This window comes from Klenkia sp. AC732 (assembly GCF_979256525.1).
In genome coordinates this window covers 60,729-71,708 of sequence record NZ_CEEDOS010000025.1, presented here as the reverse complement: position 1 = coordinate 71,708, position 10,980 = coordinate 60,729, and the positions used below count along the sequence as shown (strand labels likewise).

The 10,980-nt window shown below is 76.5% G+C and carries 10 protein-coding genes; 7 read left to right on the top strand and 3 right to left on the bottom strand.

The features are described from left to right. The first annotated feature begins 210 nt into the window (after positions 1 to 210). The 4 genes from AC0IVP_RS13555 to AC0IVP_RS13540 are packed head-to-tail and all read left to right on the top strand — an operon-like array spanning position 211 to position 4,777. Positions 211 to 1,488, top strand: a complete 1,278-nt coding sequence (locus tag AC0IVP_RS13555) for a competence/damage-inducible protein A (RefSeq protein WP_471757168.1) — start codon at positions 211 to 213, stop codon at positions 1,486 to 1,488. Between the two features lie 40 nt (positions 1,489 to 1,528). After that, positions 1,529 to 1,918: an SRPBCC family protein gene (locus AC0IVP_RS13550; protein WP_471757166.1), complete on the top strand. Its 390-nt coding sequence runs from the start codon at positions 1,529 to 1,531 to the stop codon at positions 1,916 to 1,918. Between the two features lie 17 nt (positions 1,919 to 1,935). After that, on the top strand, positions 1,936 to 3,099 hold the full coding sequence (locus AC0IVP_RS13545) for a lycopene cyclase family protein (protein WP_471757164.1): 1,164 nt from the start codon (positions 1,936 to 1,938) through the stop codon (positions 3,097 to 3,099). Between the two features lie 28 nt (positions 3,100 to 3,127). Further along, positions 3,128 to 4,777: an acyl-CoA dehydrogenase family protein gene (locus AC0IVP_RS13540; protein ID WP_056296329.1), complete on the top strand. Its 1,650-nt coding sequence runs from the start codon at positions 3,128 to 3,130 to the stop codon at positions 4,775 to 4,777. Positions 4,778 to 4,784: 7 nt separating this feature from the next. Here AC0IVP_RS13540 and AC0IVP_RS13535 read toward each other — a convergent pair whose 3' ends face one another. Then, positions 4,785 to 5,594, bottom strand: coding sequence for a phosphotransferase enzyme family protein (locus AC0IVP_RS13535; protein WP_471757162.1), 810 nt, complete (start codon positions 5,592 to 5,594; stop codon positions 4,785 to 4,787). A 13-nt stretch (positions 5,595 to 5,607) separates the two neighbouring features. After that, on the bottom strand, positions 5,608 to 7,026 hold the full coding sequence (locus AC0IVP_RS13530) for an HNH endonuclease signature motif containing protein (RefSeq protein ID WP_471757160.1): 1,419 nt from the start codon (positions 7,024 to 7,026) through the stop codon (positions 5,608 to 5,610). Between the two features lie 182 nt (positions 7,027 to 7,208). On the opposite strand from AC0IVP_RS13530, the gene AC0IVP_RS13525 reads away from it, so the two are divergent. Both AC0IVP_RS13525 and AC0IVP_RS13520 read left to right on the top strand, forming a co-directional pair. Continuing rightward, positions 7,209 to 7,685, top strand: coding sequence for a DnaJ family domain-containing protein (locus AC0IVP_RS13525; protein ID WP_056296334.1), 477 nt, complete (start codon positions 7,209 to 7,211; stop codon positions 7,683 to 7,685). Positions 7,686 to 7,748: 63 nt separating this feature from the next. Further along, positions 7,749 to 8,414, top strand: coding sequence for a GNAT family N-acetyltransferase (locus AC0IVP_RS13520; RefSeq protein WP_056296774.1), 666 nt, complete (start codon positions 7,749 to 7,751; stop codon positions 8,412 to 8,414). Positions 8,415 to 8,423: 9 nt separating this feature from the next. On the opposite strand, the gene AC0IVP_RS13515 is transcribed toward AC0IVP_RS13520, so the two are convergent. Beyond that, positions 8,424 to 8,954: an NUDIX domain-containing protein gene (locus AC0IVP_RS13515; protein WP_056296776.1), complete on the bottom strand. Its 531-nt coding sequence runs from the start codon at positions 8,952 to 8,954 to the stop codon at positions 8,424 to 8,426. Between the two features lie 141 nt (positions 8,955 to 9,095). On the opposite strand from AC0IVP_RS13515, the gene AC0IVP_RS13510 reads away from it, so the two are divergent. Continuing rightward, on the top strand, positions 9,096 to 10,835 hold the full coding sequence (locus AC0IVP_RS13510) for a putative bifunctional diguanylate cyclase/phosphodiesterase (RefSeq protein ID WP_471757158.1): 1,740 nt from the start codon (positions 9,096 to 9,098) through the stop codon (positions 10,833 to 10,835). The last annotated feature ends 145 nt before the right edge of the window (positions 10,836 to 10,980 follow it).

Here is a 10,980-nt window from a genome sequence, read left to right as displayed (position 1 = left end):
CTGGGACACCGGCCCCCACCAGCCCGCCGATACGGTGGCCGACGACCCGGTCCGGGCGCCGGTGTCCACGGGGGACCCGCCGGGGTGGGTCGCCCGAGCCCCGGCCTGCCGTGGCCCGCCGGGCACCCCGACCGCCACCCGACCGCAGGACCACACCGGCCGGCCCGCGCGACCGGGCGGGACCCCGTGCACCCGCCTAGGGTCGCCGACGTGGGAGCGCGCGCGGGCATCGTGGTCACCGGCACCGAGGTGCTCACCGGGCGGGTGACCGACCGCAACGGCCCCTGGCTGGCCGAGCAGCTGCGCACCCTGGGCGTCGACGTCGGCCAGGTGGTGGTGGTCGGCGACCGGCCCGAGGACCTGGCCTCCGCGCTGCGGTTCCTGGCCGCCTCCAACGACCTCGTCTTCACCTCCGGGGGGCTCGGTCCGACCGCCGACGACCTCACCGCCCAGGTCGTGGGCGACACCCAGGGCCGGCCCAGCGCGGTCGACGAGGCCCTGGCCGACCGGATCGGCGCCATCGTCGACCGGCTGATGGCCCGCCGCGGCTGGCGGGTCGACCCGGAGGCGACGCTGGCCGGCACCCGCAAGCAGGCGCAGGTGCCCCACGGAGCACTGGTGCTCGAACCGGTCGGCACGGCGCCCGGTCTCGTCGTCCCTCCCGCCGAGGGCGACGGCCCGCCGGTGGTCGTGCTGCCCGGCCCGCCGCCGGAGCTGCAGGCCATGTGGCCCGCCGCCCTGGCGGCCGAGCCGGTCCGCGCCGTGCTGGCCCGGGCCACCGAGCTCCGCCAGGACACCCTGCGGCTGTGGGGCACCCCGGAGTCCGAGCTGGCCGCCACCCTGCGCCGGATCGACGACCAGCTCACCGGCCTGGAGGTCACCACGTGCCTGCGGGACGGCGAGCTGGAGATCGTCACCCGCTACGCCCCCGACGCCGCCGACGCCTACGCCCGGCTGGTGGACGCCGTCCGCGGTGACTTCGGCGGCACGCTGTTCAGCGAGGGCGAGGACGTCGACACCCTGGTCACCCGCGCGCTGGCCGACCACGGCTGGACCGTCGCCACCGCCGAGTCCTGCACCGGCGGCCTGCTCGCCGCCCGGCTCACCGGCCGTCCCGGCGCCTCGTCAGCCGTGCTCGGCGGGGTGGTCGCCTACGCGAACACCGCGAAGGAGCAGCTGCTCGACGTCCCGGTGGCGCTGCTGGAGGCGCACGGTGCGGTCAGCCCCGAGGTGGCCCGCGCCCTCGCCGAGGGTGCCCGCTCCCGGTTCGGTGCCGACGTCGGCATCGGCGTCACCGGCATCGCCGGCCCCGGTGGTGGGACGGCGGACAAGCCCGTCGGCACCGTCCACCTCGTCGCGGTCGGCCCGGACGGCGTCGCCTCCCGCTCGCTGGTCGTGCCCGGGGACCGCGCCGCCTTCCGCACCCGCACGGTCACCGTGGGCATGCAGGTGCTGCGCTCGCTCCTGCTCGGCGGTCCGCCGGCATGACCGCGTTCCACGTGGAACCGACCCGGGCACACCACCGGTCATGACGACGCTGAGCACCCACGCGACCGGCACCGTGGACCCCGACGAGGCCTGGTCGCGGTACCTGCTGCCCGCCCGCTGGTCGGAGTGGTCCCCGCAGATCCGCTCCGTGGACGCCACCGCCGACCAGATCGCCCCCGGGGTGACCGGCCGGGTGCACGGGCCGCTGGGTGTGGCCGTGCCCTTCGTCGTCGACTCGGTCGACGAGGCGGCCCGCGAGTGGGTGTGGACCGTCCGCGTCGGCCCGTCGTCGATGACGCTGGTGCACTGGGTCCGCCCCGGCCCCGGCGGTGGGACGACGACCGGCCTGCAGGCCAGCGGCCCCGCCCCGCTGATCGTGGGCTACCTGCCGCTGGCCCAGCTGGCGCTGCAGAAGCTGGTCCGCAGCTGAACCCGCCCGACGTCCTGGTGCTGGGGGCCGGTCCTGCCGGCCTGGCCACCGCCGTCGCCTGCGCTGCGCGCGGGCTGACCACGACGGTGCTGGCGCCGTCGTCCCGACCGTGGACGCCGACCTACGGCGCCTGGGCCGATGAGCTGGAGCCCGCACTGGACCGGTTGGGCGTCGTCCCCGGGGACGCGGCCCGGGTGTACGACGCGACGGTCGTGCGCACCCGGCGGGCCGGCGAGCAGCGACTGGGCCGGTGCTACGCCCGGCTGCGGGAGGGCGTGCTGCACGCCGAGCTGACCCGCCGGGCCGAGGAGCTGGGCGTGGTCCGGGAGACCGGCAGCGCCCGGGGCGTGGACGCCGACGGCGACCCGGCCACGGTCTGGCTCGCCGACGGCCGACGGCTGACCGCTCGGGTGGTGGTCGACGCCCGCGGCTCGCTGCCCGGCACCGCCCAGCAGCGCGCGTGGGGGGAGCTGGTCGCGGGTCCCGCCGAGGAGCTGGTGCCCGCGGGGACGGCGCTGCTGATGGACTGGTCGGCTCTGCGTGGCGACGACGAGCGCGTGCCGCTGTTCCTCTACGGGCTGCCCCGGGAGGACGGCACCACGCTGCTGGAGGCCACCTCGCTGGCCGCCCGGCCCCCGGTGTCGCTGGAGCGGCTGCGTCTGGCACTGCACCGGGTGCTCGACCGGGCGGGGCTGCGGGTGGTGGGGGAGCCGGAGCGGGTGGCGATCGCGCTGGACGCCCCGGCCCGGTCGCACTCCGACGCGGTGCCGGTGGGTGCGGCCGCCGGGATGGTGCACCCGGCGACGGGCTACAGCGTGGCGTCGTCCCTGGCGCTGGCGCCGGTGGTGGCTGCGGCGCTGGCCTCCGGCGGGCTGGACGCCGTGCGGCGCGCCGTCCGGACGCCCCGGCGGCGGGCGACCGCGGCCCTGCTGGCGGCGGGCCGGGAGGCGTTGCTGCCGTTGGACGCCGGGGCCACCGACGACTTCTTCGCCGGCTTCTTCGCCCTGCCCGAGGACGCCTGGGCCGCCTACCTGTCGACCGAGTCCGGGCCCGGTGCGGTGGCGGCGGCGATGGCCCGCTCCTTCACCGGTGCGGCCCCGGCGATGCGGCTGCACCTGGTGGCCAGCACGGTGTCGACCGCGACACGACCGGCCCGCCGGGCCCTGCGCCGTCGGGGTTGAGCGGGCGACGCTCCGTACGGTGCAGGGCATGAGCAGCGCCCCCGCGGACACGCACGAGGTCACCAACCAGGTGCCGCCACTGGTCGGGCACGACCCCATCGCCGGGGACACCGTGCTGGTCGAGGCGTGCCTGCGGCACGCCGACGCGCTGACCCTGGACTCGCTGGAGGACCTGGGGACGGTCGCGGGCAGCGAGCAGGCCCAGGAGTGGGGTCGGCTGGCGAACGAGAACCCGCCGCGGCTGCGCACCCACGACCGCACCGGCCACCGGGTCGACGAGGTCGAGTTCCACCCGGCCTGGCACGAGCTGATGCGCACCGCGGTCGAGCACGGCCTGGCCGGGGCGCCGTGGGCGTTGGCGTCGGACGCCGAGCACCCGGACCCGCACGCCCACGTGCGCCGCGCGGTGGGCTACCTGGGCTGGACCCAGGTCGACATGGGGCACGGCTGCCCGGTGACGATGACGTACGCCGCCGTCCCCGCGGTGCGGCGGGCGCCCGAGCTGGCCGCGGTGTTCGAGGCGGGGCTGACCAGCACCGCCTACGAGCCCGGGCTGGTCGACCCCCGGCTGAAGGCGGGCCTGGTGGCCGGGATGGGGATGACGGAGAAGCAAGGCGGCTCCGACGTCCGGGTCAACACCACCCGCGCGGTCGCCAACAGCGACGGCACCTACTCCCTGACCGGGCACAAGTGGTTCACCTCGGCGCCGATGAGCGACGTCTTCCTGGTGCTCGGGCAGCTGGAGGAGGGCGTGTCCTGCTTCCTGGTGCCGCGGATGCTGCCCGACGGCGACCGCAACGTGTTCCGGCTGCAGCGGCTCAAGGACAAGCTGGGCGACCGGTCCAACGCCAGCAGCGAGGTCGAGTTCGCCGGCACGACCGGCTGGCTGCTGGGGGAGCCCGGTCGGGGGGTGCCGGCGATCCTGGAGATGGTCAACACGACCCGGTTGGACTGCGTGCTCGGCTCGGCGGCCACGGTGCGGGCGTCGCTGACCCAGGCGCTGCACCACGCCCGGCACCGGTCGGCGTTCGGTGCCCGGCTGGTGGACCAGCCGCTGATGCAGAACGTGCTGGCCGACCTGGCGGTGGAGAGCGAGGCCGCGACGGCGCTGGCGGTCCGGCTGGCTGCTGCGCAGGACGCCGGGGAGACCGACTTCCTGCGGCTGGCCGGGGCGGCGGCGAAGTTCTTCGTCTGCAAGCGCACCCCCGGCGTCGTCGCGGAGGCCCTGGAGGTGCTGGGTGGCAACGGCTACGTGGAGGAGTCGCTGATGCCGCGGCTGTACCGGCAGGCGCCGCTGAACTCGATCTGGGAGGGCTCGGGCAACGTCATCGCGCTGGACGTGCTGCGCGCGATGGACCGCCGCTCGGAGTCCGCCGCCGCGGTGCTGGCCGAGGTGGAGGCCGCCGTCGGCGCGGACGACCGGTACGACGCCGCGGTCGCCCGGTTGCACGCCGAGCTCGCCGACCACGAGCAGATGGAGGTGCGCGCCCGCCGGATCGCCGGCCTGCTGGCCCAGTGCCTGCAGGGCTCGCTGCTGCTGCAGCACGCCCCCGGCTCCGTCGCCGACGCGTTCTGCGCCACCCGCCTGGGCGGCGACTGGGGCTCGGTGCTGGGCACGCTGCCCGCCGGGACGGCGGTCGCGGAGATCGTGGACCGCGCGGTGGTCGCCCCGGCCTGAGCCCGGGTCAGCCCAGCGCGTCCTGCAGCGCCGCGGACTCGGCGGCCAGCCAGGCGGTGGTCCGGGGCAGCCGGTCCCGCAGGCCCTCGTCCCACCACCGGCGGAACACCGGGTCGACCGCGGCGGCCGCCTGGGAGGTGAGGGCCCTGTTGGCGACTGCGCGGCGAGCCAGCGGGACCAGCTGGGTGCGTTGCTCACCCGTCATCCCGTAGGAGTCGGCGAAGGCGCGGACCCGGGTGGGCACGTCTGCTTCGACGAGGGAGGGCGCCCGGTCGCGGGGGTCGGCCAACGGGGCCCACCAGGAGAGCGCGTTGGCGATGTCGGCCACCCGCGTGGTGGGCCGGGCCAGGTCGAAGTCGATGAGCGCGGTCGGGCGGTCCCCGGTGAAGACGACGTTGCCGGGGCAGTAGTCCATGTGGGAGACCAGCTCGGCCCGGTCGAACAGCGGGACGACGCCCGCCGGTCGCACGCCCGGGATGCTGCCCCAGACGGCGTCGGCCGGGGGCTGCCACCCGTCGGCCGCGTCGTGCAGCCGGCGGACCAGGACCGCCAGGGCCTGCAGCGTCCCCGTGGTCGTGGCGTGTGCGGGCAGCGGGTCGACCGGGACGTCTCCGGCGACGAAGCTCAGGACCTCGCGGCCCTGGTCGTCGTGACCCAGCGGTTCGGGGCAGGCGGTGAACCCCCGGCTCCGGACGTGCCTGAGGTAGGCCTGCACGGTCGCGGTGGACGGCCGCTCGGGTCGGCGGACGGTCTGTCCCACCCGGACGACGTGGGTGATGCCGCCTCGGGACAGCGTCTCCTCGTCCGGGTACTCCACGGCGCGACCGTAGTCAGCTCCCGGGAGGAGGTGACCACTCGTGGGGGTCGGTCCTGTCGGGCCACCCGACGACGATCTCGCTCCCGCCCTCGCGGCGGGTCCGCCATCGGTGGTCGTCGGGGTCCCAGGTGACGGAGAACCCGTGGTGCACCTTGGTGTGGTGCCGCTCGCACAGCAACGCGGTGTTCTCGACCGATGTCTCCCCGTGGTCGGCCACCCACTCGCGCACGTGGTGGGCGTCGCACCACCAGGTGGGTGCGTCGCAGCCGGCGAAGACGCAGCCGCCGTCGCGGGCCTCGGCCGCCTTCCGGATGTGCGCGGGCACCAGGCGCTGGGCCCGTCCCACGTTCAGCGGCATCCCGTCGGGTCCGAAGAGGACCCGGGTGACGATCGAGTCGCAGGACAGCTGCTGGACGACGGTGTTCGACACCGTCTGCCCGGAGCCGAGCCGGGCGGCGTCGCGGACCAGGTCGGTGTCGAGCAGGTTCTCGGCGGAGACGGTGGCGGCGACCTGGGCGCGGTGCTTGCGCAGCACCGGGACGTCGTCGCTGCACGCGAGCTGGACGTCGGCCAGCTGGACGAGGGCGTCGCCCATCTGCTGGGCGTGGCTGCGGTCGTCGTCGGCGACCCGGCCGGCCTGCTGGAAGGCGGTCAGCACGGTGGCCACCTTCTCGAAGCCGAGGGCGTCCAGGCGGCCGTGGATGCTGCCGCCGCCGCCGGGCGAGGGGGTCAGGTGCAGCTCGCGCTGCCGGGTGGGGTCGGGCTCGGGGCCGTCCGGGTCGATCCAGTCGAGCAGCCGCCTGGTGACGGCGGTGAGCGTTCCTGGTGCGGTGCCGGTGGCGGTCCCGAGCAGGGTGCGCTCGACCGCGGTGACGTCGGCGCCCATGGCCTCCGCGGCCGACAGCCGGGCGGGCGTGGCCACCGCGGCGACGACCGCGGTCTGGTCGGGGGTGACCCGGCCCTCCGCGGCGGCCGCGGCCCACTCCGCCAGCCGTTCCAGGGTGCGGCCGGCCCGGACGGTGCGCGCCGCGGTGGCCGGTGAGACGTTGAGGTGGCCGACCTGCCAGGCGGCCATCGACCGGTGGCCGTCGAACTCGGCGGCCTGGGCGCACTCGGCGGCACGCACGGCCCGGGCCCGGGCGGTGTCGATGACGCTCTGCGACCTGGTGAGCCCGCGCACCCGGGCGAGCAGCGCCGGCGCCTGCAGGGCGGGACCACCGGCCGGTGGCTCAGGGTCCACCAGGCCCAGAGCGCCGGCCAGGACGGCGGCGACGTCGGCCGGGAGCTCGAGCGACAGCTGCCGGGCTGCGTCGCGGGCGGCCGCCCGCTCGGTCGCTCGCCGCTCGGCCAGCGCCACATCGTCCTCACCCCACGGCTGCCAGACGTCGGGGGCGGCCGTGCGCGTGACGCCGGGACCCTCGTCCAGACCCATGCCACCTCCTCGTCGACTCGAACGTGTGTACGAATCGTACCGCTTCGGCGGTCGGTCGACAAGGGTGAACGTGCAGCTCAGCGGCCTGTCCGGAGGTCGGGCGGACGTGTGCGCGTCGTCGGGCGGCGGGGGTCACGCCCGCGAGGTGGTCGTCCCGCCCCTCGGCTGGGAACCTGGAGCGGGTGACGCAGCGCAAGCCGGAGGGCATGCCCTTCGAGACCTGGGTGGAGCACCAGATCCGCACGGCCGCCGAGCGCGGCGACCTGACCGACCTGCCGCTGTCGGGCAAGCCGCTGCCGCGCCGGGACGGGCCGGAGGACTCCTACGCCTGGGCGCTGTCCTGGGCGCGTCGGCAGGAGCCGGACGCGAACTTCCTGCCGCCGTCCCTGGCGCTGCGCCGGGAGTACGACGACCTGCCCGCGCGCCTGCTGGAGCTGACCAGCGAGGAGCGGGTCCGGGCCGCGATCGGTGAGTTCAACGACCGGGTGGCGGCGGCCTGGCGGCAGCCGCTGGACGGGCCGCCGATCGTCGTCCCGATGCGGGAGGAGGAGCCCGCGGTGGAGGCCTGGCGGGCCTCGCGCCCCCCGGAGCCCGAGCCGGTACCGGCACCGGTCGACCCGCCTCGCCGGGTCTCCCGGTGGCGCCGCCGACCCCGGTGACGGAGGACGACGCGCTGGTCGGGCTCACGGCTCTCGGCGTCGTCGCGGTCTAGCGTGGTCGTGATGGCGATCGACGGACGGTGGCGTCTCAGCGCCCCGCAGCTCCCCGCACAGGGGCCCGTCGTCCCCCCGGTGGTGACCCCGCGGCTGCGGCTGCGTCCGGTCCGCCCCGCGGACGGGGACGACGTCGTCGCGCTGCACGGGGACCCCGAGGTCATGCGCCACCTGGGCGGCGGCCGGCCGGTGCCCCCGGCCCGGGTCCGCGGCCTGGACCTGCCCCGGCTGCTGGCCGACTACGGCCCGGTGCCGCTGGGCTGCTGGGCCGCCGAGGACCGGGCCACCGACGAGTTCGTCGGCTGGTTCGAGCTGCGCCCCATGGTCGGCGGCAGCGCCGACGCCGTGGAGCTGGGCTACCGGCTGCGCCGCTCCGCCTGGGGGCGTGGGCTGGCCACCGAGGGCGCCCGCGCGCTGGTGGACGCCGTCTTCACCGCCACCGACGTCGACGAGGTCGTGGCCACCACGATGGCGGTCAACACCGGCTCCCGGCGGGTGATGGAGAAGGTCGGCCTGACCTGGCGCCGCACCTACACCGAGGAGTCCCCCGACCAGATCCCGGGGGCCGAGCACGGCGAGGTCGAGTACGCCCTCTCCCGGGAGGACTGGCGGCCGCTGCGCCCGCAGGCCTTCCACCGTCGCCAGCCCCGCCGCTGGCCCCCGCGCCGCGGCTGAGCGGACCGCTCAGCCGCGTCGGTGCAGCCCGACGACGGCCCAGGCCGCCAGGGACGGCGCGTCGGTGAACCGGCCGTCGAGGACCCGGGCCACCAGCTCGGCCTCGGTGACGAAGGCGTGCACCATGTCGGCCTCGCTGGCCTCCCGGGCGGTCGGGCCCGGGGTCAGGTCGGTGGCCAGCCACACGTCGAACTGCTGGGTCATGATCCCCGGCGCCAGGTCCAGGTGGGCCAGGTGCTCCAGGCGCCCGGCCCGCAGCCCGGTCTCCTCGGCCAGCTCCGCGCGCGCCAGGTCCTCGGCGGTGCCCGAGGCGCCCGCCGGCCAGCCGCCCTGCGGGAACTCCCAGGTCCGCCGGTCCACCGGGTGGCGGTGCTGCTCGACCAGCCAGAAGCCGTCCCGCTCGGCCGGCACGACCATCGCGAAGTCCGGCCGCTCCACCACCCCGTAGACGCTCGTGGACCCGTCGGCCAGCTCGACGACGTCCTCCCGGACCGTCGTCCAGGGGTTCCGGTAGACCTCGCGACTGCTCGTGGTGCGCACCCGGTCATCCTCCCGGGGCGCACGGACGGTGTGCGCGGTGACCCGCTCGGGTGACGACGCGGCCACTGGCTGCGCAAACGTACGATCCTGATCCGTAAGGTCCTGGGTGAGGTCCAGAAACGGCCGACGACGGGGCGAGACATGCGCGGGCTGGCAGGGAACGGGTCCTTCGACGACCTGGCAGGGGTGCTGGACGCCGTCCCGGCCGCGACCGTGGTGCTCGACGCCGGGCTGACGATCCTCGCGGTCAACCGGTCGTGGCGGGAGAACGGCGGCCGGATGCTCGCCCCGGGACTGGTGCCCTCCCGCACCGGGGCCTCCTACCTGGGTGCGCTGGGCAGGCTGGTCTCCGCGGACGACCAGGCCGCGGTGCTCGCCGGGCTCCGCCGGGTGGTCGACCACGGCGAGGTCCCGCCGGCCCTGCGGATCTGCGTGCGCGGCTCCCGCCGCACGGTCTGGGTGCAGTGGCAGGCCGCCCCGCTGGACCACGGGACCACCGGGCCGGCGGTCGTCGTGACCCACACCGACGTCACTGCGCTCGTGCACCGGGAACAGCAGCTGGCCTGGCAGGCCGACCACGACCCGCTGACCTCGCTGCCCGGCCGGGCCCGGATGCACAGCCTGGTCGCCGACGCCGTGCACGGCCGGGACCGCACGGCCCTGCTCTTCCTCGACGTCGACGGCTTCAAGACCGTGAACGACTCCCTGGGACACCGGGTCGGGGACCAGCTGCTCACCCAGGTCGCGACCCGGCTGGCCGCCCGCACCCGACCCTGCGACACCATCGGCCGGCTCGGCGGGGACGAGTTCCTGGTGATCGCCCGCGACTGCGACGCCGAGGGCGCGCTGGCCGTCGCCGAACGACTGCGCGAGGCCTTCAGCGAGCCGTTCACCGCCGGCGGGGTCCGGCTGGTGCTCACCGCCAGCACCGGCATCGCGGTCAGCCCGGTGGCCACCGGGGTCCGCGACCCCGACGGCGTCATCGCCGACGCCGACGCCGCCCTCTACGCGGCCAAGGCCGCCGGCCGGGACCGCGCCGTCGTGTTCACCAGCGCCCTGCGCGACGCCGCCCGCTGGCGCCTGGAGGTGTCCGGCCGGATGCAGGAGCTGACCACCTACGAGGAGCTGGAGGTGCACTACCAACCGGTCGTGCACCTGCCCTCCGACCGGGTCACCGGCGTGGAGGCCCTCGTCCGCTGGCGGCACCCCGAGCGCGGCCTGCTCTACCCCGACGCGTTCGTGCCGGTCGCCGAGGAGACCGGCGCCGTGGTGCCGATGACCCGCTGGCTGCTCGGCGAGGTGTGCCGGCAGGCCGCGGTCTGGGCCGCCGCCGGCACCCCGGTCGTCGTGGGCGTCAACATCAGCGCCCGGCACTTCTGCGGCGGCACCCTGGTCGACGACGTCGTCACGGCGCTGGACGCGGCCGGCCTGCCCGCCGGTCAGCTGGTGCTGGAGCTGACCGAGACCGCCCTGGCCGACGACGCCAGCCGGGTCGCCGACCAGCTGCGGGAGATCGACGCCCTGGGGGTCGGCATCGCCGTCGACGACTTCGGCACCGGCTGGTCCACGCTGGCCCGGCTGCTCGCGCTGCCGCTGGACACCCTCAAGATCGACCGGTCGCTGCTGGCGGCGGTGGACGGGCCGGAGGCGGGGAAGGCGCAGGCGGTGCTCGCCGCCATCGTCGCCCTGGCCGAGACGCTGGACATCCGGGCCCTGGCCGAGGGCGTGGAGACCGCCGAGCAGCTGGCCCGGGTGCGGGCCGCGGGCTGCGTCTTCGCCCAGGGCTGGCTGTTCGGCCGGCCTGCCCCGGCCGCCGAGCTGGGCCCGCGGCTGGCCCGGCTGACCGGTCGGCGACCGCACGGTGCGGCAGCCGCCGGGTGAGCCGGCCGTCCGCCGGGCTGGGATCATCGCCGGCGTGGACAGCAGCCCGCCCCGTCGCCGCTCCCGGCGGGCGACGTCACCGGCCGGGCCCCCCAGCCGGGTGGTCCTCCCGGACTCGGGACACGCGCCGGTCCCGCCCACCCGG